Origin of the sequence: Pseudomonas azotoformans (assembly GCF_900103345.1) — a bacterium.
Taxonomy (GTDB): domain Bacteria; phylum Pseudomonadota; class Gammaproteobacteria; order Pseudomonadales; family Pseudomonadaceae; genus Aquipseudomonas; species Aquipseudomonas azotoformans.
The window spans coordinates 6336134-6358472 of record NZ_LT629702.1; the positions used below are offsets into that span (position 1 = coordinate 6336134).

Below are 22339 nucleotides of genomic sequence, written 5' to 3' on the forward strand. Positions count from 1 at the left end.
CCGGTGGAGTTATTTGCTCGGTTCGATGCGCATGATGCCGTCGGCGGACGCCACGGTTTTTACCGGCAGCAGGGCAGGCAGGGCGTTGAGCATGGCGTCGGGATCATTCACATCCAGATTGCCCGACACCTTCAAATGCGCCACGGCGTTGCTGACCTGCAGCGGCGCCTGGGGGCGATACAGGCTCAGTTCATCGATCAGGCTGGCCAGTTCTCGGTTGCGAAATGACAGGTGACCGCTGCGCCAGTCGGCGACCTCTTCGGCGGTGAGGGTCTGCTGCTGCAATGTGCCCTTGGCGTAGCTGTAGATTGCACGTTGCCGAGCGCCCAGCAAGGTCACGGCGCTCTTTGCATCCGGCTCGAAGGCAACCTGGCCATGGGCGACGCTGACCACCAGTTGCTGCTGGCTGCGGCGCACATCGAAGCCGGTGCCGACCACGCGCACATTGGCTTCGCCGGCTTGCACGAACAGCGGCCGTTCCTTGTCGGCGGCCACTTCAATGTACAGCTGGCCCTTGTCCAGGTGCAGGATGCGCTGGTGCGCGGTGAAATCCACGCGTACGCGGGTGTTGGCATTCACATACAAAGTGCTGCCATCGGGCAGGTTGAGGGTACGCATGCCTTTGGCATGGGCCGCCACCTGGGTGTGATACAGCTCGCGGGGCGCGCCGATATGGGTGGCCAACACCGCGCACAGCAGAGCAGCGGCCACGGCCAGGGCAGGGCGCCATACCGACGGTTTGCGCTGGGGCAGCGCCACGGGTTTGTTCAGTTGTTGCAACTGGGCCAGGTCTGCCCACAGCTGTTCGAATTCGGCGTAGGCGCGGGCATGGGCGGGATCGGCCTGCCAGGCGGCAAAGGCCTTGCGCTCGGCACGCCCGGTTTCGCTGCGGTTGCGCGCAAACCAGCTGGCGGCTTGGGCATCGATGGCGTCGCTGTCTTCGATGTCCAGCACGTCAGTGTCGCTCAGGCGGTTCATTCTGGCTGCTCCGTGCCGGGTTCGTGTTGAAGGCGTCGCTTGCAATGCAGCAGGGCAAACGCGATGTGCTTTTCCACCATGCTGGTCGAAATGCCCATGCGCTCGGCGATCTGCGCCTGGCTCAGGCCTTCGAAGCGGTGCAGCATAAGGGCTTCTCGCCTGCGGGGCGAGAGTTCGGCGAGGACTTCTTTCAACTGTTCCAGGCGTTGCAAGCGTTGCGCGGCGGCCATGGGATCGTTTTGCTCGTCGGTGACAGGCTCCGCGTCCATTTCGGCCTGATCAGAGTGGACGGTGTGCCGTACCTTCTGTTTGCGCCAGTGATCGCGCAGCAGGTTGCGCGCCATCTGGAACAGAAACGCCCGTGGCTGCTCGACCTTGGCCCGGTCGCGGTAGTCCAGCCACTGAGTAAAGACATCCTGGGTCATGTCCGCCGCGTCGCTGGCGTTGTCCGTGCGTTTGCGCAGGAAATACAGGATATCTGTATAAAACCCGCGAAAGGCATCGGCCGACAGCGGGTCGGGCTTGGGACGAGACATGGATAACCTTCTTGACGAAGCACGACGTGGAAAAGTCGTGAATGGTATCGAGAACCATTGTCATTTGTCTCTATTTTACGGATGTACACAGCAAAAAATGTGGGAGCGGGCTTGCTCGCGAAAGCGGTGTGTCAGTCGATTTATCCGGTGACTGGCACACCGCTTTCGCGAGCAAGCCCGCTCCCACAGGGGATCGTGGGTTAGCGCAGTAATGCTTTCAGTTGTTCGATCCCCACGTCACCCAGCGGGAACACTGGCAACCGAGGATCACCCGCTTCCAGCCCCGTCAAACGTAATCCCGCCTTGATCGTCGCAGGCAACCCGCCCTTGAGGATGAACTCCAGCAATGGCAACTGGCGGTAAAACAGCGCCTGGGCCTGGGTCAGATCATTGCTCAATACCGCCTCATACAAATCCAGGTTGAGCTGTGGGATCAGGTTCGGCGCTGCCGTGCACCAGCCCCTGGCGCCCGCCACGAAGGCTTCCAGTGCCAGCGGGTTGCAGCCGTTGTAGAACGGCACATCGCTGTGGCGATGCAACTGGTGCATGCGTTGGATATCCCCGGTGCTCTCCTTGACCATGGTCACGTTGGCGACCTGCTTGATGATGCGCAGGATCAGCTCCACCGACATGTCCGTGCCGCTGGTGGCCGGGTTGTTGTAGAGCATGATCGGCACGCCGATGCTGTCGCCGATTGCGGCATAGTGAGCGAGGATTTCCGCTTCGCTGAGCTTCCAGTAAGACGTTGGCAGCACCATCACCGCATCGGCGCCATTGGCCTCGGCGTAGCGCGCACGGCGTACGGCCTTGGCAGTGGTCAGGTCGGAAACGCTGACGATGGTCGGTACGCGCCGGGCAATCTTGGCCAGGCTGAAGGCGCTGACTTCATCCCACTCGGCGTCGCTCAAATACGCGCCTTCGCCGGTGCTGCCCAATGGCGCGATGGCGTGCACGCCGCTGGCGATCAGGCGGTCGATGGAGCGGCCTAAAGCATCGAGGTCGACGCGCTGGCCGTCGGCGCTGAACGGGGTGATGGTGTAGCCGATGATGCCGTGAATGGTTGGGCTGGACATGGAAAGTCTCCGGTCGAAAAAGGGCAAGTCAGTTCAGGCAATCGGCGTGTTGGCGCAGGTTCTGCCGGGCGTAGTAGTTGAACGCGGCGCCGTGGCGCTTGGGCCGGGAGATCCAGTCATGGGCCTCGCGACCCAGCTCCGGCAGGATCGGCTTGATGGTGCCGGCCGCCATCGCCAGCAACTGCAACTTGGCTGCGCGCTCGATCAACTGCGCGATCACGCAGGCTTCCTCGATGCTCGCTCCAGTGGACAACTGCCCGTGGTGCGAGAGCAGGATGGCGCGTTTGTCGCCCAAAGCCGTGGTGATGATTTCGCCTTCTTCGTTGCCCACCGGCACCCCCGGCCAGGCCTCCAGGAACGCGCAGTCTTCGTACAGCGGGCAGAGGTCCATATGGGACACCTGTAGCGGCACTTCCAGCATCGACAACGCGGCGATGTGCGTGGGGTGCGTGTGGATGATGCAATTCACATCCGGCCGCCCACGGTACACCCAGCTGTGAAAACGGTTGGCCGGGTTGGGAATGCCGTGGCCTTCCAGGACTTCAAGGTCCTCATTCACCAGCAACAGGTTGCTGGCGGTGATCTCATCAAACCCCAGGCCCAGTTGCTGGGTGTAATAGGTGCCCTGTTCCGGCCCGCGCGCGGTGATCTGCCCGGCCAGGCCGGAGTCATGGCCGTTCTCGAACAGGATGCGACACGTGAGCGCCAGCTTTTGCCGGTCGGTCCACGTATTATCCGCCAGGGTGTTTTGCATCTGGATCAGCGCTTGCTTGACCAGTTGGTCTTTCGGGAGTGCTAATGTCTTGGCCATATCGGTGTCCTTTGGGTGGTTCAATGGACGTCGGATTTGCTGTCTCCCGCTGCTCGCAAGGTCGTTGGGTGAAGGCAAATGACACTAAAGATGCTATATGACACTTTGTGTCATTGGCAAGCACAGCTCATCGCTTACTGCATGGATTAACCGCGGCGCATGTCTATCCGTTTGAAATTATTGAGAAAAAAACTTGGCGTCACCTTGGAAGCCCTGGCCGAAAAGTCCGGGATGACCAAGAGTTACCTGTCCAAGGTCGAGCGCGGGCTCAACACGCCGTCGATTGCCGCCGCGCTGAAACTGGCCAAGGCATTGAACGTGAAGGTCGAGGAACTGTTCAGCGAAGACAGCGTTAGCCTGGACAGCTACAGCCTGGTGCGCAGCCATGAGCGGCCCGACACCTCCCCCGGTTATGCGGTCCTGGCCCACCAGGTCAGTGAACGCAGCCTGCTGCCGTTCATCATCTACCCGCCGGCGGAATTCACCGACAAGACCTTCAAGGAACACATGGGGGAAGAGTTTCTGTTCGTGCATGAAGGCCAGGTGGAGGTGGACTTCATGAATGAACGGGTGATCCTGGAGCGGGGCGATGCATTGCACTTCAATGCGCAGAAACCCCATCGGTTGCGTTCGGTGGGGCCGGTGCAGGCGCAGCTATTGGTGGTAGTGCACAGCGCGGAAGAATGACCACGATGCAGGATTGAAATAAGGGCCAATGTGGGAGCGGGCTTGCTCGCGAATGCGGTGGGTCAGTACCGGATTTGTTAACTGATCCACCGCATTCGCGAGCAAGCCCGCTCCCACATTTGATCAGCGTTCGACAGGGACTGACAGCGCCGGATTACCCAGTGGATGGGTACGCGCCGCAAAGAACTTCAGCTCCACTCCAGCCCCGTCGAACAACTGCGAATACCGCCGCTTCTGCTGGCGAATAAACCCATCGCTGCGTCCCGACACCGAGATCGCCAGCGTCGTCACGTTGGCCTGGCGAATCGCATCCACCAAGTGCTGATCCTGTGCCCCCAGTTCGTGGCCAAAGATGCACAGTGCGCCCTCGTGGCTCAGCAACTGCTCATAACAGAACGACAGGTAATCCGAACTGCGGATGGTCTTGAGCTTCTCTGCAACCGCGCCCTCGCTGACGAACAGCGGCACATCATCCAGGGTCTTGATGGTGTTGTTGATCGCAAAACTGCTGAGCAAGGTGCTGTCGGTGGTCGGCAGTTTGCGCGCAGTGCCGTCGAGGTTGCGCACCAGGTGCAGGCCGCCGTGCAGGTACAAAATACGTGTGGCGTCGGTGCGAGTGTTGCGCAGGTCGAAGCTGGCATCGGCGCTGCGGAACAGGTCGTCGATGCCCGGCGCGTGCAGGATCGCCCAATAGTTGAGCAAGTCGTAGTTGCTGGTGAATACCGTGGCGTATTGTTTCAACTCAGTGTTGAGGGTCGCCAGCGTCGACGGCTGCACCAGGCGCCACGGGATATGCACGGCGTGGATGGTATTGATCAACGCTTCCTTGATCGCGTAATAGCGGTTGCGCGGGGCTGCCGAGCTGACCGCCAGCGCCTTGTTGACCCGGCTGGTGGTTTTCAATGCGCCCAGCGCCTGCTCGAAACTGCGGGTTTGCAGGGCATCGAACACGCTGAGTTCGGATTGGCTCAGGGGCTTTTCTTCGACGGTGCGGGCGTTTTCGAACAGTGAGTCGTAGGCAAAGTCTTCCCAAATCGTGCGGCTGGCGCCGTTGCCGATCAGAATCCCACTGAAGTCGCGGCTCGCGCGCAGTGCGCTCCAGTCTTCAAGGTGGGCGTCTATATCCTGGAAATCCTTCATCGGGGCGGGTCTACTCGAAATCGGCTGGACGGTGACTTTATCACGGCGAGGCGTTGATCCTGATCAAGATGCACCATTCGTCACGGGTTGATTCTGTAGGCATAAAGCCTCTGAGGATTGACCATGAGCAGCACCTTCTTTATTCCCGCCGTCAACATCATGGGCACCGACTGCCTCGACGAAGCCATGACCGCCATCCGTAACTACGGCTTCAGCAAGGCGCTGATCGTCACCGACGCCGGCCTGGCCAAGGCCGGCGTGGCCAGCATGATCGCCGAGAAACTGGCGATGCAGGACATCGACTCCGTGATCTACGACGGCGCCAAGCCCAACCCCAATGTGGAAAACGTCGAGAAAGGCCTGGCGCTGTTGCAGCAGAGCGCCTGCGACTTCGTGGTGTCCCTCGGCGGCGGCTCGCCCCATGACTGCGCCAAGGGTATCGCCCTGTGCGCCACCAACGGCGGGCATATCGGCGACTACGAAGGCGTCGACCAATCGAGCAAGCCGCAACTGCCGCTGGTGGCCATCAACACCACCGCCGGCACCGCCAGCGAGATGACCCGCTTCTGCATCATCACCGACGAAAGCCGCCACGTGAAAATGGCCATCGTCGACCGCAACGTCACGCCGCTGCTGTCGGTCAACGACCCGGCGCTGATGGTCGGCATGCCCAAGGGCCTCACCGCCGCCACCGGCATGGATGCGTTGACCCACGCCATCGAAGCCTACGTGTCCACCGCCGCCACACCGATCACCGACGCCTGTGCGATCAAGGCCATCGAACTGATCAGCGCCAACCTGCGCCTGGCCGTTCGCGACGGCACCGACAAGGCCGCACGGGAAAACATGGCCTACGCGCAGTTCCTTGCGGGCATGGCGTTCAACAATGCGTCCTTGGGTTTCGTACACGCCATGGCCCACCAACTGGGCGGTTTCTACGACCTGCCCCACGGTGTGTGCAACGCGGTGTTGTTGCCCCACGTACAAAGCTTCAACGCCAGCGTCAGCGCCAAACGCCTGAGCGACGTAGGCCGAGCGTTGGGCGCGGACATCAAGGGCATCACCGATGAAGAGGGCGCCCAGGCCGCCATCGCCGCGATTCGCAGCCTGGCCCACGACGTCGAAATCCCGGCGGGGTTGCGCGAACTGGGCGCCAAGTTGCAGGACATTCCCCTGCTGGCGACCAACGCATTGAAGGATGCGTGCGGCCTGACCAACCCACGGCGCGCGGACCAGCGGCAGATCGAGGAGATCTTTCGCAGCGCGTTCTGAATAGGGGCAGCCTTGAGCTGCAAGCGGTAAGCTACAAGCTGGATGCGCTCAACCTGCGTTTGAAGCTTGCGGCTTGCCGCTGAGGTCCCCTTATGAGAGTTCTGTTATTCGGCGCCACCGGCATGGTCGGCCAGGGCGTGCTGCGTGAGTGCCTGCTGGCCGCCGACGTGCAGGAAGTGGTCGCCGTCGGCCGTACGGCCCTGACCCAGGAGCATGGCAAGCTGCACCAGGTGCTGCACAGCGACATGCTGGATTTCCAACCCCTGGAAAACCTGCTGCAAGGCTTTGATGCGTGCTTCTTCTGCCTCGGCGTTTCATCGGCGGGCATGAATGAAACCCGGTACACCCACCTCACCTACGACCTCACCCTGGTCGCCGCCAGCACCCTGGCGCGGCTCAATCCGCAGATGACCTTTATCTATGTGTCCGGCGCTGGAACCGACAGTTCCGAGGCGGGCAAGTCGATGTGGGCAAGAGTCAAGGGCAAGACCGAGAACGCCTTGCTGCGCCTGCCGTTCAAGGCGGTGTACCTGTTCCGTCCGGGCGTCATCCAACCCTTGCATGGCGTGCGTTCGAAGACGCCGCTTTACCAATCCTTCTACTCGGTGCTTGGCCCCCTGTTGTCGTGTGTACGGCGGCTGAAACCGGGTTGGGTGGTGAGCACCGAGACAGTGGGCCGGGCGATGTTGCAGGCAGCCAGCCACGGCGCGCCGCAGCCAGTGGTGGAGCAGGCCGAGATCAACCGGCTGGCCAGCGAGCGTCGCTGATGCTGCACAAGAGCCTGGTGCGTCGGCTGGACCTGATCACGCTGCAGCTGTTCGTCGCGGTGTTCGAGGAGGGCACGCTGACCCGTGCCGCCAACCGCGAAGCCATCGCCGTGTCCGCCGCCAGCAAGCGCCTGATGGAACTGGAGCAGGTGCTGGGCGTGAGCCTGTTCGTGCGGCGCGCCAAGGGCATGGACCTGACGGCCGCCGGTGAAACCCTGTTGCACCATGCGCGGCAGATGCTGTTCAACGTCGAAAAGATGGGCCTGGAACTGGGCGAACATATCCACGGTGTGCGCGGCTACGTGCGGATGCTGGCCAATCTGTCGGCGATCATTCAGTTCCTGCCGGAAGACCTGCGGGACTTTTCCAAACTACACCCCGAAGTCAAAACCGACCTCGAAGAGCGCCCCAGCAAGGGCGTAGTTCAGGGCGTATTGGATGGCGTGGCGGACCTGGGGATCTGCTCCAGTGACACCGACACCAAAGGCCTGCCCAGCGTGACCTATCGCCACGACAAACTGGTGGTGCTGATGCCGAAGGATCACCCGCTGGCAACGCGCGAAAGCCTGGCGTTCGTCGAAACCCTCGACAGCGACTACGTCGGCCTGCACGCCGCCAGCTCCATCAACATGCGCACCCACGCCGCCGCACGCGAGGCGGGCAAGCTGCTGCGCCTGCGCATTCATGTGCCGGGGTTTGATGCGATGTGCCGGATGGTGCAGGCCAATATGGGCATCGGCATCCTGCCGCAGAAAGCCTATGAATTATTTGGTCGCGCACTGGGTTTGCATGCCGTACCGCTGACGGACGATTGGTCGGATCGCAGCCTGATCCTGGTGGTGCGTGATGAAACCCAGCTGTCACCGGTCAGTCGATTGTTGTTCGATTATTTGAGCGTTCGCGTTTAGCGAACGCTGCTTGCCAACTGACGGTTGGATTTCTCCTGCACCTGGCCTCTAGTCTTGGCCGCACATTCCAAGAATAAGAGGTGCACCCCATGACGGCTCCCCTGAGCGGTATCAAGGTGATCGAGATCGGCACCCTGATTGCCGCACCGTTCGCCGCCCGGCTGATGGCCGAGTTTGGTGCCGAGGTGATCAAGATCGAAGCCATGGGCCAGGGCGACCCACTTCGCAAATGGCGAAAGCTGCACGAAGGCACGTCGCTGTGGTGGTACCTGCAATCGCGCAACAAGAAGTCCCTGGCGCTGGACCTCAAGTCGCCGGAAGGCCTGGACCTGATCAAGCAATTGCTCGGCGACGCCGACGTGCTTATCGAAAACCTGCGCCCCGGCGGCCTGGAAAAGCTCGGCCTCGGCTGGGACGTGCTGCATGCGCTCAATCCCAAGCTGACCCTGGTGCGGATCTCCGGCTATGGCCAGACCGGCCCGTATCGCGACCGCCCCGGCTTCGGTGCCATCGGCGAGGCCATGGGCGGCATCCGCTACACCACCGGCAACCCGGACTCGCCACCGGCGCGGGTCGGCGTAAGCCTGGGCGATTCGTTGGCGTCACTGCACGGCGTGATCGGCGCGCTGATGTCGCTGCTGCGGGTCAAGACCGGTCAGGGCGATGGGCAGATTGTCGATGTGTCGCTGGCCGAAAGCGTGTTCAACCTCATGGAAAGCCTAGTGCCGGAATACGACATGCTCGGCCATGTGCGTGAACGCAGCGGCGGCGCCTTGCCGGGCATTGCGCCGTCCAACACCTACCTGACCGCCGACGGGGCCTACGTGGTGATCGCCGGCAACAGCGACCCGATCTACAAGCGCCTGATGCACACCATAGGCCGCGCCGACCTGGCCGAAGCCCCCGAGTTTGCCCACAACGATGGCCGCGCCGCCAAGAGTGGCGTGCTCGACGCCGCGATCACCCACTGGACCAGCAGCCTGCCTATCGAGCAGGTGCTCAGCGCCCTGGAAGCCGCTGAAGTGCCGGCCGGACGCATCTACTCCGTGGCGGATATCGTCAGCGACCCGCACTACCAGGCGCGTGAAATGTTGCTCAATGCCGAGCTGCCCGGCGGTGTATCGGTGAAGATGCCGGGCATCGTGCCGAAACTCTCGGAGACCCCCGGCGGCGTCAACTGGCAAGGCCCGACCCTGGGCCAACACACCGACGAAATTCTTGGCAGCCTGGGCCTGGCCGGCGCCGATATCCAACGCCTGAAAACCTCGGGAGTGGTGCAATGATTACAGACTATTGCGACCCGCTGATCGTGCAGGAAGTCTCCCCGCGCGACGGCTTGCAAATCGAGCCGACCTGGGTCGAAACAGCGGACAAGATCGCCTTGATCGACCAACTGTCCCTCGCCGGTTTTTCGCGGATCGAGGCCGGTTCATTCGTGTCGCCCAAGGCCATCCCGGCGTTGCGCGATGGCGAGCAAGTGTTCCAGGGTATCGCGCGCAAGCCGGGTGTGATCTACGTCGCGCTGATCCCCAACCTCAAGGGCGCCCAGCGCGCCATCGAGTCCCGCGCCGATGAGTTGAACCTGGTGATGTCTGCCAGCCAGACCCACAACCTGGCCAATCTGCGTATGCGTTGCGAAGCGTCGTTGGCGGCGTTTGGCGATATCACACGGTTTGCCGCCGAGCATCCGGTGACGCTCAACGGCAGCATCGCCACCACCTTCGGTTGCCCGTTCGAGGGCCGGATCGATGAAGACCGCGTGCTGCAACTCGTTGACGCTTATCTCGAGCTGGGCATCCAGGGCATCAGCCTGGCTGACACCACAGGCATGGCTAATCCGCGTCAGGTGGAGCGCCTGGTCAAGCGCGTGCTGCAGCGCGTATCCGCCCGTGACCTGACCCTGCATTTTCACAACACCCGCGGCTTGGGCCTGTGCAATGTGCTGGCTGCCTATGAGGCCGGTGCCCGTCGCTTTGACGCGGCGCTCGGCGGTTTGGGCGGCTGCCCGTTTGCACCGGGGGCTTCGGGCAATATCTGCACGGAAGACTTGGTGAACCTGTGCGAAGAAGTCGGGATTCACACCGGGATCGACCTGCCGCACCTGCTGCACCTGTCCCGCCGCTTGCCAGCCCTGTTGGGCCACGAGCTGCCTGGCCAGGTGGCCAAGGCCGGGCGCAATGGCGACCTGCATGCGCCACCGGCCTACATCGCCACGCTGTAACGCCGTACCAGACAACAAAAACAATCGGGCGCCGCTGAGCAGCCCGCTGGAGAGAAACCATGAGCACTAATACGTTGGAGGCTGGCGTGCGCCCGGCCGCTGAAATCGATGCCGAAAAAGCCCTGGTCAGCAAGGTCGCCTGGCGCCTGATGCCGCTGATTATGGTGTGCTACCTGTTCGCGTTTTTTGACCGGATCAACATCAGCTTTGCCAAGTTCCAGCTGCAAGCGGACCTGAGCCTGAGCGACACCGCCTATGGCCTGGGTGCCGGATTGTTCGTGGTGGGATATGTGATCTTTGAAGTGCCGAGCAACATGATGCTGTACAAGGTCGGCGCCCGGCGCTGGATTGCACGGATCATGATGTCGTGGGGCCTGGCGACGGCGGCCATGGTATTTGTCACGGCCGAATGGCAGTTCTACGGGCTGCGTTTCATCATCGGCGCGATGGAGGCGGGGTTCGCGCCGGGCGTGCTGTATTACCTGACGTTGTGGTTCCCGCAGCACTTTCGCGGGCGCATTACGTCGATGCTGTTCCTGGCCTCGGCGTTTGCCGGCCTGGTAGGCGCTCCGTTTTCTGGGCTGGTGCTGGAACACCTCGACGGGGTGTTGCAAATGCGCGGCTGGCACTGGTTGTTCCTGCTCGGCGGCTTGCCCTGTATCGGCCTGGGGTTCCTGGTGTTGACGTTGCTCAAGGATCGCATTGAAGACGCCCATTGGCTGACGCCGGCTGAGAAGGCGTTGTTGTCGAGCCGTATCGCCAAGCATGAGCCGAACCAACACGGTGGGTCGCTGCTGTCGGCGATCCGCATCCCTGGGTTCCTGATGCTCGGTTTTATCTACTTCCTAATCCAGGTGGCGTCCTACGGCCTCAACTTCTGGGCGCCGCAACTGATCCGCAGCGCCGGCACCCAGAGCCCGGTGATGATCGGCCTGCTCACGGCGATTCCCTACGTGTGCGGCGCCATCAGCATGGTGGTGGTCGGACGGCTGTCGGATGCCACTGGTGAGCGGCGCAAGTTTGTCTGCGGCCTGGTGGTGCTGGGAGCGATAGGCTTCTTCAGTGCCGGGATTTTCGCCGACCACACCACCTTCCTGATCATTGCCCTGGGCATGTTGGGCGCCGGCATCATCGCCTCGATCCCGACCTTCTGGACCCTGCCGCCCAAGCTGCTGGCCGGCGCCGGTGCCGGCGCGGCGGGGGGCATTGCGGTGATCAACACCCTCGGGCAGTTCGGTGGCATTGTCAGCCCGGTGATGGTGGGGCGGATCAAGGACCTCACCGGCAGTACCACCCCGGCGCTTTACGTGATCGGTGTGTGTGCGCTGTTGGCGGCGGCGCTGTTGCTGTGGGGACTGCCGCAGAAGTTGCGCACCCTCGATAAAGGTTGATCGGCCCATTAAGGGCGAACACTGCAACGGTGGCAAGGCCGCTCACCACAGGGGACTTATCGCCTGTTCTGCCTATCGCAGTGTTTGGCAGCAAACCTGGCTGGTTCGGTGACGACCGTTCGTCGCACTGACAAGTTTTTTCTAAACCTTTAGGGCCCTGAAAATTCGAAATGAGGGCGGGGTGTATTCCCCGGCCCCTATTTTTGCCCAGGAGGAACCCATCATGAGCCGCATGGCTATCCGGTTACGCACCGCCAGTTTCGCGATGCTGCTGGGCCTCGGCGCCAGCAATGCCTTCGCCCAATCGCCTGCTGAATTCATCGAGCAGGCTTCGGCCAAAGGCATGGCCGATATCGAAACCAGTCGCATGGCCCACGCCAAGACCTCGTCCCAGGAAATCAAGGACTACACCATCGAGGTGATCAACGAGCGCACCCTGGCCAACCAGCACCTGGCGGCTATCGCCAAGAAGCTCGACCTGCCCGTGGCGCCGCGCGAGAAGATCGTCGATAAAGCCGAAACCCTGATGCCCGAACTCAAGGACGGCGACTCCTTCGATGCGGCCTACACCGCACAGCAGGTGAAGGAAAATGAAGACGCCATCGCCTTGTTCAAGCAGGAAGGCGCGGCATCGGATGTGCCGGAAATCAAAGCCCTGGTCGATGAGACGCTGCCCAAGCTGGAAGAGCGTCTGCAAAAGGCTCGTGCCTTGGCGTCGACCTATGGCAAAGGCCATCAAGGCGACGGTTGAACCTGTCACTTGAATTGAAAAAAACGGCGGTTGGATCATCTCCAACCGCCGTTTTTTACAGACTTTGCTAGAACGCCATTTCCGCCTGGCCGCTGCCTTCCAGTGCGAGCAAGTATTGCTTGGCTTCCAACCCGCCGGCAAAGCCCGTCAAGCCGCCTGACGCACCAATGACCCGATGGCACGGCGCAATGATCGAAATCGGGTTGCGCCCGTTGGCCGCGCCCACTGCACGGACGGCCTTCGGGTTGCCGATCTGCTGGGCAATCTGGCTGTAGCTGCGGGTTTCGCCAAAGGGAATGGTGAGCAGCGCCTGCCAGACCTGCTTCTGAAAATCGGTGCCGATAAATTCCAGCTCCAGGTCGAACTGGTTGCGGGTGCCGGCAAAGTACTCGTGCAACTGGCGTTCGGTTTCCAGCAACACCGGGCTGTCATTGGCCTCGTGCAGCTCACCCAGGCGCACGCGGTTGGCGCGTTCTTCTTCCCAGAGGATGGCACTGAGCTTGCCAGCACGCGCCACGAGGGTGAGTACGCCGACGGGGGAGGGCATGAGCTTGTATTCGTAGGACATGAGCGGGCTCCTGGGTGGGCGGGGTAGCGTTGAATCTAGAACACGCCGCCCAACGGGAAACTACGTTTCTTGCGATTGAATTCGGTTTGTTCAGTGGTCCTGCTGCAACACTTTAAGCGCCGCTGAGGCCAGAAAGCCGGAGCGGCTTTTTTCTTCCGGGTGGTGCAGCACATATTCATCGATGCGGTTCAACAGATAACCGGGCAGCGTGATGTTGAGCTTCTGCGCCTTGCCCAGGTACTTGGTGACATCAATGTCCACCACCGCCCAGGTGCAACCTGCATAGTGAGGGTTGGCGGCGTGCAAGGTGACCTTTTGCGCACTGGGAATCGGTGCACCGTCTTCCGCCAGGATTTCGAAATGTCCTTCAATGGCTTCGCGGGCCATGGCCATGGCGTCGTCCAAGTCATCGCCGGCGGAGTAGCAGCCGGGAATATCCGGGACTTCTACGCCCCAGGCGTGGTCGTCATCGCCGGTTGAAATTGCAATCGGGTAAAGCATGTCTGTTGTCCTCCAAGGACGGTTAACTCAGCAGAGCCTGTTTCAAAATGCTCTTGGCGGTCTTGTCCAACAGGTCCTTCTTTGGATGGGGAATCGTCACCAGTCCCGGTTTTGTCGGGTGCTTGAAGTGGTGATGGCTGCCTCTGATGCGTACCAGATACCAACCGTCCGCAACGATGTGACCTATCAAATATCGGCTATCCACAACACCTCCTTGTGGTGTGTGATGGTGGTGACTATAACCACTGAATTGAAATTATCAACACTCTACCTACCACTTGTCGATGACTGGCAATTCGGCAGGTGGTCAATGGAGTGTATGAGCGCGGCGGAATGGCGCTGCACAGAGGTATTGCGAGGTTTTGCAGCGGCGTTACCGGGCCGGTAGCGTCTGTGCAATGACGGCGAGAAACGCATCAACCAGGACACTTTTTGTTTCTGCACGGGTCAGCACCAACAACTGCGCACACGCATCTGCTTCCACCAACGGCCTGTACGTTACGCCTTTATTCATCAGGCTCTGCGTACACGCCGGCACCAGCGCCACGCCTTGCCCTGCGGCCACCAGCGCAATGATCGAGGTGATCTGCCGCCCGGTCGGGCCGGGGCGTAGCGGCTGGCCGTGGTGGCGGTACAACTGTTCGATGGACTGGTTGAGCCCCGAGCCATAATCCGCTGGAAATAGAATCAACGGGTAGGCACTGAGTTGCGCCAGGCTGACCTCCGGTTGATTGGCCAGCGGGCTGTCGCTGGACACAGCGGCCACCAAGGGTTCTTCGCCCAGGGACAGCGCTTGCACCGCTTCGTCCTGCGGCAACAGGCGACTCAGCCCGATATCCAGCCGCCCATCCGCCACTTGCGCACCCAGGCTGCCCGAGGCGCATTCCACCAGGGTCAATTGCACATCGGGAAAGCGTTGGGCAAACGCCTGGATCGCCTGGCTGAACAGGTCCGACAGTGCGATCGAACTGACATAGCCCAACGCCAGTTGCCCGGCCGTACCTGCCGCGAGTTTGCCGGCGATCACCTGTGCCAATTCCACCTGCTCCAGTACGCCGCGTGCATAGGGCAGGAATGAGCGGCCTTGTGCGGTGAGGGTGACCGTGCGGCTGGTGCGGTCGAACAGCTTGAAGCCCAGCTCGGTTTCCAGCGCCGAGATCTGTCGCGTCAGCGGCGGCTGCGCCAGGTGCAGGCGAATGGCGGCGCGGCCGAAGTGCAATTCTTCGGCGACGGTCAGAAAGTAACGCAGCTTGCGTAGGTCGAGCATCCTGGTCCTTGGGTATCGATCGGTCCGAAATCGGTATTGGTTCAAGACCTGCCGGCCATTCTATAAAGACCTCACAAAATAAAACGAGAGGTTTCATGAAACCGCGCCTGCATTGTGCCCGTCTTGCCCTGTTCCTGTGTGGCTGCGCGGCGTTCCTCAACCTGTATGCCACCCAGAGCATTCTCCAGACCTTTGCCGCGCAGTTTCACATCAGTGCCAAGGCGGCGGGGTGGAGCATCACCGTGACGACGTTGGCGGTGGCGATCACTGCGCCGTTTGTCAGCCGCCTGACCGGGCGCTTCGAGCCACGTACGGTGATCAGCGCGGCGGCCTTGTTGCTGGCGCTGCCGGCGCTGATGACTGCCTGGGCCGACAGCTTTGCCGAAGTGTTGGTGTGGCGGTGTGTGGCGGGAATGTTGATCCCGGTGGTGTTCGCCACCAGCGTGGCGTATATCGGCGACCGCTGGCGTGGCGGCACGGTGACGGAAGTCACCAGCCTGTATGTGGCAGGGACCGTGCTGGGTGGGTTTGCCGGGCGTTTCGTCACCGGCGTCGTGACTGAATATGTCGGCTGGCGCGAAGCCTTTGAATGGCTGGCGGTGCTGAGCCTGATGGTGGGTGGGTTTATCCAGTTTCTGTTGCCGATGAGTCGGGTGCGATCAGAGCAGGTTCAACCCTCGTTCTCGGCGGTTTTTGGCAAGCCCTTGCTGGCTGCCTACGCCGTAGGATTTTGCGTGCTGTTCTCCCAGGTTGCCGCGTTTACCTACGCAGGGTTGTACCTCGGATTACCGCCGTTCAACCTGGGGCCCGCGGCGTTGGGAACGCTGTATATGGTGTTTTTGCTGGCGCTGATCGTGATCCCCATCGCCGGGCGCCTCAGCAAGTCCCGGCCTCATGCCGAACTGCTGAGTGTGGCTGCACTGCTGGGTATCAGCGGCTCGGTGCTGACGCTGGTGCCTTCCTTGTGGTGCATCGTGGTGGGCCTGGCCCTTAGTTCTACCGGCGTATTCCTCGCGCAGTCGGCGGCCAACGCGTTCACCACCGCTACGGCCCGCGACAACAAAACGGGTGCTGTGGGCGTTTATCTCACGTGTTACTACCTGGGCGGCAGTTGCGGCGCCATTGTCCCGGCATTGATCTGGGAACGCTGGGGTTGGGCCGGGTGTGTGGCGCTGATTATTACCTTCCAGGTGTTGACCTTGCTGATCGCCCTGACCGGCTGGAAGCCCGCCAAACCTCAACTGATCCCGACGCCATGAACACCATCGCAAACCGCCGTCGCACGCTGATCGCCGGCTGCAGCGCCCACGCCGTGCATGATGGCCTGACCGATGTCATCTACGTGCTGCTGCCGATCTGGCAAACACAGTTCGCCTTGTCCTACGCCCAGGTCGGGCTGTTGCGCGGTGCCTATTCCGGGATGATGGCGGTGTTCCAGCTCATGGCCAGCCGCGCCGCGAAACGCTGGGGCCGAGTGCCGATGCTGGTCGGCGGAACCGCGCTCGCCGGCGCGGCTTACCTGTTGGTGGGCCAGGCCACCGGGCTGGTGATGCTGTTGCTGGCGCTGCTGCTCGGCGGTCTGGGGGCCAGTAGTCAACACCCGCTGGCGTCTTCGATGATCAGCGATGCCTATGAAGAGGGTGGCGGAATCAAACAGGCGTTGTCCCAGTACAACTTCTGCGGCGACATCGGCAAAACCGTGATCCCCGGCCTGGTGGGCCTGTTGCTCACGGTGATCAGTTGGCGCGCCAGTGCCACGTTGCTGGGGTTGCTGGGGTTGGCGGCGGCGGGGTTGCTGTGGTGGCTTATTCCTGCGCAAACATCCGAATCGTCCTCGACCAATAAAGCCAAATCCTTCACTGGAACAGGCTCCGTCACCGGCCTGCGTGCACTGATCCTCACCGGCACCCTCGACAGTGCTGTGCGCATGGGCTTTCTCACCTTCCTGCCGTTTCTGCTGCAAGGCAAGGGGGCGGGCACCGCCGGTATTGGCCTGGCCCTGACCCTGCTGTTTATCGGCGGGGCGTTCGGCAAATTATTCTGCGGCTACCTGGGCGCACGCATCGGCATGCTGAAGACGGTGTGGTTGACGGAGGGCAGCACGGCGCTGCTGAGCGTGGCGGCGGTGTACCTGCCGCTGAGCGGGTTGCTGGTGATGCTGCCGATGCTGGGGCTGGTGCTCAATGGCACGTCTTCAGTGCTGTACGGCGCGGTGCCCGATCTGGCGCCAGCCGAGAAACGCGAACAGGCGTTCGCCGTGTTCTACACCGGCACGATTGGTGGCGGGGCGCTGGCGCCCGTGGTGTTCGGCGGGGTGGGGGATGCGCTGGGGGTGACGGTGGCGGTGATGCTGCTGGCCGGGGTGTTGGGGATGACGTTGCCGTTGGCGTGGGGGGTGCAGCGGGGGATTCACTCAAGCGATGCGGTGACCGCTGAAGTCTGATCTTGCGAAGTTGCCTACACGCTCGTCGGAACGCGATGGGTTGTGCACCATGGGGAGGCTATTTATGGTTTCTCAGCCGCTACATCGGCACTTGATGGCAACTGCACGCAAAGCATCCTGGAGTGTGCCGGTATCCCGAAAGCTACCCGGTTCACTCGCCTGCGTGCAGTTGCCACCCTCCCGCATCATCAAATTCAACGCATAAAAAAACCGGCCACCAAGGACCGGTTTTTTTGCATCCCTCGTCAAAAGCAACCTGACGCGGAACGAGAATCTGAGTGGAGCGGGTAGAGGGAATCGAACCCTCGTCGGAAGCTTGGGAAGCTACTGTTCTACCATTAAACTATACCCGCTCAGAGCGGCTGACTTTGTACCAGAAGTTCGCCGGGATTTGAAGTTTTTCTTCAAAAAAATGTGTGGGTTACAGATGTCTCGTACATCGACAAGTGAACCCTCTGTAGGAGCGAGCTTGCTCGCGAAAGACTCAAGAGCGCCGCGTTCTCTCAGGAGACGAGCGTTATCGTTGACGTTCTTCGCGGGCAAGCCCGCTCCTACAAGGGGTCGTGTTTCAGAGTGCAAAGGCATGGTGTGCCTGGCCGGTTTGATAGCGCAATCGGCTGACCTGGCGCTCTGGTTTCAGGAAGCCCACCACCGCGTCTCGGCTGTCCCGGCAGGCTGCCTTGTGCTCCATGTCCAGGAAATGCCCCGTGGCCTGGATCGTGCTGAAGCTGCTCTTCGCCACATGCTGGCCAAACAGCTTGGCATCCTGGGCGCTGGTGTACTCGTCCCATTCGCCATTCAAAAACAACACCGGAATGTCGATCTGCTTGGCCGCCTTGAGGTAGCACAGGCGGTCACTGTTGAGCACATGGCTGATGTGAAAGTGCATCTGCCCATACTCGTGTTCTGCCAGGCTGCTCACGTGCTTGTAGTTGAAGCGCTTGAACAGCGACGGCAGGTGTTTGCCGATGGTGCTGTTGACCAGGTGGCCGACGCGGTCGCGGTCGAGGTTGCCGAGGTAGTCGACGCCGCGCTCCAGGTAGTCGCGCATGGGCGCATTGATCACTGGCGAGAACGAACTGATCACGGCTTTTTCCACGCGACGTGGCCGGTGGGCGAGGGCGACCAGGGTGGCGGCACCGCCCCAGGAAAACGACAGCACATGTTCAGCGGCGAAGTGGTCGATGAGTTCCAGCAGGATCTGGCCTTCGACTTCCTTCGTCAGCATCTGCTCATGGCGGTTATGGATTTTGGAGCGGCCAGCGTAGGGCTGATCGTACAAAACCACATTGAACTGCGGGTACAGGCTTTTCACGGTTTGGGCGAAGGATGCCGTGGTGGCCATGGAGCCGTTGACCAGGATGATGGTCTTTGCAGCAACGTCCGCGCGATAGAACTCCGTGTAAACCCGATACTGACCCTGTATATCCAACACAGCGATTTCTGGCCTCATGTCGTAAGACTCCTGGCAAGCGGGTAGGGCGCGCAGATCACTCTGCACGAGCTTTGTGACAGGTAGGCATACGCCTGGAAAAGGAGGGCCCATGTCGATCCGATGACGGCTGGCCGACGGCTGTTGTTGTGGCGGGCTGTTTGCCTGGAAGGCCCGTAGATCAAGCGCGGGCGGGGCAAGGTGTTTCTTGGAGGTTATAGGCGACTCGCCAGTCATAGTTGAACTGGTGATCCTGATTCAAGCAGTCGAGGCGGCACCTCGCAAGGTGACCTGGCGGTTTTTTGCCATCACCGGCCGAACGGTCGTCAGACCTGTCGGATTTCGTCGTCAGTCAGCGCCCGATACTGGCCCGGTGCAAGGGCCGCATCCAGCATCAGGGGACCCATGCGCTCGCGGTGCAGGCCGATGACCTTGTTATCAAAGTGCCCGAACATGCGCTTCACCTGATGATAACGCCCTTCGATGATGCTCAGGCGTGCGCTTCTCGGCCCGAGCAATTCCAACTCGGCGGGTTGGGTGGTCAAGTCTTCGAAGGCGAAGTAAATACCTTCGGCAAAGGTGGTTGCGTATTCAGGGCCGATAGCCTGTTCAGTCTCGACGAGGTACACCTTGGGCAACTTGGTCTGTGGTTGCGTCAGGCGTCTGGACCATTGGCCATCGTTGGTGATCAGCATCAGGCCGGTGGTGTTGAAATCCAGACGGCCGGCAATGTGCAATTCGCCTTTGTCCGGTTCATCGAGTAAATCCAGAACGGTTGGATGTTGCGGATCAGACGTGGCACTCACGCACCCCCGGGGCTTGTGCAGCATGAAGTAACGCGCCGGTATGCCTGCCTGTAGCACCTCGTCGTCAACGCTCACTCGGCTGAATTCCCGCACCTCATGATGGGGATCGCTGACGGCCACGCCGTCCACCACCACACGCCGCTCAACCAACAGCAGGCGCACTTGCTTGCGGTTGAAACGCGGCAGGTTACTGAGGAAACGATCCACCCGCATTATGTCGGCTCAACCCTACGCAACTGCTTATCGACCTGGGCACAACGCGGGCACAGGCAGGCCTGGTTACGCAGTTCATCGGGCAGCGCCCGGAGCACGGCCGGATCGATGGTGACGCTGTAGCACCAGCAGGCCTGGTCGACCGTACGTGGGTCAGCCAGGCTGCAGTCGTTGCGCGCACCGCAGGCGGGACAAAGGGTGGGTGTGGTCATGGGCAGGTTCGGGCAAGGTTGCGGATAATCCCGGTAGGCCCTGTACGATACAGGGCCGTCCCCGCCCAGGCTACTTAGAGCTGGAACTTGCTGACCAGCACGTTGAACGAAGTGGCCAGGCGCGACAGGTCCTGGCTGGAGGCGTTGGTCTGATGGGCGCCGGCCGCCGTCTGGGTGGACAGGTCCTGGATGTTCAGCAGGTTGCGGTCCACCTCACGGGCCACCTGGGCCTGCTCCTCGGAGGCCGAGGCGATCACCAGGTTACGTTCATTGATCTTCGCCACGCTGGTGGTGATCCGTTGCAGCGCTTCGCCGGCGTTCTGCGCCAGGGTCTGGGTGTTGTTGGCCCAGGTCAGGCTCTTGTTCATCGCCGCGACTGCATCGTCGGCGCCGGTCTGCACTTCACCAATCATCTTTTCGATATCGACCGTGGACGTCTGGGTGCGATGGGCCAGTGCGCGGACTTCATCGGCGACCACCGCAAAACCGCGACCTTGCTCACCCGCACGGGCCGCTTCAATGGCCGCATTGAGTGCCAGCAGGTTGGTCTGGTCGGCGATGCCACGGATCACATCGATCACCTTGCCGATCTCCCGCACCTGCCCGGCAAGGTCTGCCACCGACTGCGTGGAGTCGTTGATCTCAACCACCATCGAGCTCATGCCGGACACCGCCTGTTCCACTTGCTGGCGGCCCTCTTCGGCTTCGGTGGTGGCCTGGCGCGAGGCTTCAGAGGTCGAGACGGCGTTGCTGGCGACTTCGTCCACGGCGGCGGTCATCTGGTTGACGGCGGTGGCCGCTTGTTGGATTTCATCGTTCTGGCGGGTCAGGCCACGGCTGCTTTCATCGGTGACCGCACTCAGTTCCTCGGCGGCCGATGCAAGCTGGTCGGATGCATTGGCGATTTCCACTAAAGTGCTTTTCAAGCCGCCTTGCATATCCGAGAGCGCCATCAGCAGTTGCCCGGCTTCGTCGGTGCGTTCGGTGATGATGGCTTGGGTCAGGTTACCCTGGGCGATACGTTGTGCGCTGGCCACGGCCTGGGCGATGGGGCGGGTGATCAGGCGGGTGATCAACACGCCAATGGTCAAGGCGATGATGAAGGCCAGCACAATGCCGCTGATCATCCAGGTCAACGCGCTGCTGCGCAGCTCATCGGCGGCGGCGGCGCCTTCCTTGATCTGGCGGTTATTGGATTCGACCATCACGCGGATCAGCTCGCGCGCCTGGCGGAAGAGCTCATTGTTGGTGGTATTGAGCTGGGTGCGGGCCTGATCGAGCTGGCCACCATCGAGCAGCGCCATGATGCGGTCCGAGCTGCTGATGTAAGTGGGCCAGAGTTGGTCGAGTTTGTCGCCGGCTGCCCGTTCGTCGTCTTCCAGCGGGGTTGCACGGTAGGTGGCGTACGCGGTCTGGCTGCGTTTGAGTTCCTGGGCGATATCCTGGCGCACACGTTCGCGATCCTGGGCGGAAACGTCACCGTTGCTGGCGTCCAGCAAGCGGTACAGGCCGCGGTTATGGGCCACCAGCCCGTTGAGGGTGGCGGCTGTGGTGCTTACCGAGACCAGGTTGTTGGAGAACGTCGACTCCAACGCCGTGGAGAGGCGAACCACGCCTTTGATGCCCAGCAGGCCCACCCCCAGGGTGACCAGCGCGCACAGAAGGAATGAGAGCAGCAGTTTGGTTGAGATTTTCATGAGTCAGGTCCGGGCAGGGTAGCGAAGGTGGCACGCTAGAGCCTCCCTGGCTCTCGGCGATATCATAGTGACATCATCGCAATTGACAAAGTTGCGAGCCAGATAAATTTACTGAATCGATAAAGCTTGCGTAGATGTTTCAAGCTATTGCGAAAACGCACCAGATTCGGTTTTTGATGTCAGATATTTCGTCATTCAATGAAAGTTGAATGCCGCCCTCCAGCGTCGCTGGAGGTGCTCTTCCGCGGTCCAGGAGGCCGCCATGTATCGACGACTGCTGCTCAGCGCTTTACTCGGTCTGACCCTTTCTGCTTGTGTGCCCTACTACGATGGAGGCCAGAGCTACTATCGATCCGAGGTCTACACCTCACCGGCGCCGGTGTATTACTACGGGGGTGGCTCGGCGTATCAATACCGCCGTGACTACTACCCCGCGCCGCGCTACTACGCACCACCATCGCGTTACTACTCGGCCCCGCGTTATTACCAGCCAGCGCCACGCTACTACGGGCCGCGTGCCGGTTACCGGGCGTACCCGAACCAGGGCTGGGGCGGAGGGCATTGGGGTAATGGGGGTGGGCACGGTCGCGGTTCCGACCATGGAGGTGGCCGCGGCGGTCACCGTTGACGGGCCTGTACGGCAAGCGGCGCATGAAGCGCCGCTT

General features: G+C 61.5%; 24 protein-coding genes and 1 tRNA gene. 11 read left to right on the forward strand and 14 right to left on the reverse strand.

What is annotated here, in order from left to right:
- Positions 1 to 9: 9 nt before the first annotated feature.
- From BLR69_RS28730 to BLR69_RS28745, 4 genes are all read right to left on the reverse strand, one after another.
- On the reverse strand, positions 10 to 978 hold the full coding sequence (locus BLR69_RS28730; protein ID WP_071496833.1) for a FecR family protein: 969 nt from the start codon (positions 976 to 978) through the stop codon (positions 10 to 12).
- The gene (locus BLR69_RS28735; protein ID WP_071488898.1) at positions 975 to 1514 is read right to left on the reverse strand and encodes an RNA polymerase sigma factor; all 540 of its coding nucleotides are present in this window, start codon (positions 1512 to 1514) and stop codon (positions 975 to 977) included. The genes BLR69_RS28730 and BLR69_RS28735 overlap by 4 nt, the downstream gene beginning before the upstream one ends.
- Positions 1515 to 1714: 200 nt before the next feature.
- Positions 1715 to 2587 carry a dihydrodipicolinate synthase family protein gene (locus BLR69_RS28740; protein ID WP_071496832.1) on the reverse strand — a complete coding sequence of 291 codons (873 nt, stop codon included), beginning with the start codon at positions 2585 to 2587 and terminating at the stop codon, positions 1715 to 1717.
- A gap of 28 nt (positions 2588 to 2615) precedes the next feature.
- Complete coding sequence (locus BLR69_RS28745) at positions 2616 to 3398, reverse strand: aldolase (RefSeq protein ID WP_071496831.1); 783 nt, start codon at positions 3396 to 3398, stop codon at positions 2616 to 2618.
- Between the two features lie 159 nt (positions 3399 to 3557).
- Here BLR69_RS28745 and BLR69_RS28750 point away from each other — a divergent pair, with 159 nt between their 5' ends.
- Positions 3558 to 4085 (forward strand): helix-turn-helix domain-containing protein, encoded by a 528-nt coding sequence (locus BLR69_RS28750; protein WP_058425179.1) that lies wholly within the window; start codon positions 3558 to 3560, stop codon positions 4083 to 4085.
- A 123-nt stretch (positions 4086 to 4208) separates the two neighbouring features.
- Here BLR69_RS28750 and BLR69_RS28755 read toward each other — a convergent pair whose 3' ends face one another.
- Positions 4209 to 5225 carry a DUF4917 family protein gene (locus BLR69_RS28755; RefSeq protein ID WP_071496830.1) on the reverse strand — a complete coding sequence of 339 codons (1017 nt, stop codon included), beginning with the start codon at positions 5223 to 5225 and terminating at the stop codon, positions 4209 to 4211.
- Positions 5226 to 5348: 123 nt separating this feature from the next.
- On the opposite strand from BLR69_RS28755, the gene yiaY reads away from it, so the two are divergent.
- The 7 genes from yiaY (at position 5349) to BLR69_RS28790 (ending at position 12535) form a co-directional block, all read left to right on the forward strand.
- Entirely contained in the window at positions 5349 to 6497 is a 1149-nt protein-coding gene (gene yiaY / locus BLR69_RS28760) for an L-threonine dehydrogenase (RefSeq protein ID WP_071496829.1), read from the forward strand.
- Positions 6498 to 6589: 92 nt separating this feature from the next.
- A complete protein-coding gene (locus BLR69_RS28765; protein ID WP_071496828.1) occupies positions 6590 to 7264 on the forward strand; it encodes an NAD(P)H-binding protein in 675 nt (224 codons plus the stop codon).
- Positions 7264 to 8172, forward strand: a complete 909-nt coding sequence (locus BLR69_RS28770; RefSeq protein WP_071496827.1) for a LysR family transcriptional regulator — start codon at positions 7264 to 7266, stop codon at positions 8170 to 8172. Before BLR69_RS28765 ends, BLR69_RS28770 begins: the two co-directional genes overlap by 1 nt.
- An 89-nt stretch (positions 8173 to 8261) precedes the next feature.
- On the forward strand, positions 8262 to 9455 hold the full coding sequence (locus BLR69_RS28775; RefSeq protein WP_071496826.1) for a CaiB/BaiF CoA transferase family protein: 1194 nt from the start codon (positions 8262 to 8264) through the stop codon (positions 9453 to 9455).
- A complete protein-coding gene (locus BLR69_RS28780; protein WP_071496825.1) occupies positions 9452 to 10393 on the forward strand; it encodes a hydroxymethylglutaryl-CoA lyase in 942 nt (313 codons plus the stop codon). Before BLR69_RS28775 ends, BLR69_RS28780 begins: the two co-directional genes overlap by 4 nt.
- Positions 10394 to 10452: 59 nt before the next feature.
- Positions 10453 to 11784 (forward strand): MFS transporter, encoded by a 1332-nt coding sequence (locus BLR69_RS28785; RefSeq protein ID WP_071496824.1) that lies wholly within the window; start codon positions 10453 to 10455, stop codon positions 11782 to 11784.
- 223 nt (positions 11785 to 12007) lie between these two features.
- Positions 12008 to 12535, forward strand: a complete 528-nt coding sequence (locus BLR69_RS28790) for a DUF4142 domain-containing protein (RefSeq protein ID WP_016975135.1) — start codon at positions 12008 to 12010, stop codon at positions 12533 to 12535.
- Between the two features lie 67 nt (positions 12536 to 12602).
- Here BLR69_RS28790 and BLR69_RS28795 read toward each other — a convergent pair whose 3' ends face one another.
- The 4 genes from BLR69_RS28795 to BLR69_RS28810 all read right to left on the reverse strand — a co-directional run bounded on the left by BLR69_RS28795 (position 12603) and on the right by BLR69_RS28810 (position 14871).
- Entirely contained in the window at positions 12603 to 13103 is a 501-nt protein-coding gene (locus tag BLR69_RS28795) for a methylated-DNA--[protein]-cysteine S-methyltransferase (RefSeq protein WP_071496823.1), read from the reverse strand.
- Between the two features lie 90 nt (positions 13104 to 13193).
- On the reverse strand, positions 13194 to 13604 hold the full coding sequence (locus tag BLR69_RS28800; RefSeq protein WP_071496822.1) for a type II toxin-antitoxin system HicB family antitoxin: 411 nt from the start codon (positions 13602 to 13604) through the stop codon (positions 13194 to 13196).
- 22 nt (positions 13605 to 13626) lie between these two features.
- Entirely contained in the window at positions 13627 to 13809 is a 183-nt protein-coding gene (locus BLR69_RS28805; protein ID WP_003189411.1) for a type II toxin-antitoxin system HicA family toxin, read from the reverse strand.
- A gap of 168 nt (positions 13810 to 13977) precedes the next feature.
- Positions 13978 to 14871: a LysR family transcriptional regulator gene (locus BLR69_RS28810; protein WP_071496821.1), complete on the reverse strand. Its 894-nt coding sequence runs from the start codon at positions 14869 to 14871 to the stop codon at positions 13978 to 13980.
- A gap of 95 nt (positions 14872 to 14966) precedes the next feature.
- Here BLR69_RS28810 and BLR69_RS28815 point away from each other — a divergent pair, with 95 nt between their 5' ends.
- Together BLR69_RS28815 and BLR69_RS28820 are read left to right on the forward strand one after the other, a co-directional pair.
- Positions 14967 to 16130 carry an MFS transporter gene (locus BLR69_RS28815; protein ID WP_071496820.1) on the forward strand — a complete coding sequence of 388 codons (1164 nt, stop codon included), beginning with the start codon at positions 14967 to 14969 and terminating at the stop codon, positions 16128 to 16130.
- A complete protein-coding gene (locus tag BLR69_RS28820; protein WP_071496819.1) occupies positions 16127 to 17314 on the forward strand; it encodes an MFS transporter in 1188 nt (395 codons plus the stop codon). Before BLR69_RS28815 ends, BLR69_RS28820 begins: the two co-directional genes overlap by 4 nt.
- A 279-nt stretch (positions 17315 to 17593) precedes the next feature.
- On the opposite strand, the gene BLR69_RS28825 is transcribed toward BLR69_RS28820, so the two are convergent.
- From BLR69_RS28825 to BLR69_RS28850, 5 genes are all read right to left on the reverse strand, one after another.
- A tRNA-Gly gene (locus tag BLR69_RS28825) sits at positions 17594 to 17667 on the reverse strand.
- Positions 17668 to 17882: 215 nt separating this feature from the next.
- On the reverse strand, positions 17883 to 18767 hold the full coding sequence (locus BLR69_RS28835; RefSeq protein ID WP_071496818.1) for an alpha/beta fold hydrolase: 885 nt from the start codon (positions 18765 to 18767) through the stop codon (positions 17883 to 17885).
- A gap of 305 nt (positions 18768 to 19072) precedes the next feature.
- Positions 19073 to 19765: a 16S rRNA pseudouridine(516) synthase gene (locus tag BLR69_RS28840; RefSeq protein ID WP_071496817.1), complete on the reverse strand. Its 693-nt coding sequence runs from the start codon at positions 19763 to 19765 to the stop codon at positions 19073 to 19075.
- Positions 19765 to 19977 (reverse strand): cysteine-rich CWC family protein, encoded by a 213-nt coding sequence (locus BLR69_RS28845; protein ID WP_071496816.1) that lies wholly within the window; start codon positions 19975 to 19977, stop codon positions 19765 to 19767. Before BLR69_RS28845 ends, BLR69_RS28840 begins: the two co-directional genes overlap by 1 nt.
- A gap of 74 nt (positions 19978 to 20051) precedes the next feature.
- Positions 20052 to 21674: a methyl-accepting chemotaxis protein gene (locus BLR69_RS28850; RefSeq protein WP_071496815.1), complete on the reverse strand. Its 1623-nt coding sequence runs from the start codon at positions 21672 to 21674 to the stop codon at positions 20052 to 20054.
- A gap of 262 nt (positions 21675 to 21936) precedes the next feature.
- Here BLR69_RS28850 and BLR69_RS28855 point away from each other — a divergent pair, with 262 nt between their 5' ends.
- Positions 21937 to 22302 carry a hypothetical protein gene (locus BLR69_RS28855; RefSeq protein WP_076955212.1) on the forward strand — a complete coding sequence of 122 codons (366 nt, stop codon included), beginning with the start codon at positions 21937 to 21939 and terminating at the stop codon, positions 22300 to 22302.
- Positions 22303 to 22339 lie beyond the last annotated feature (37 nt).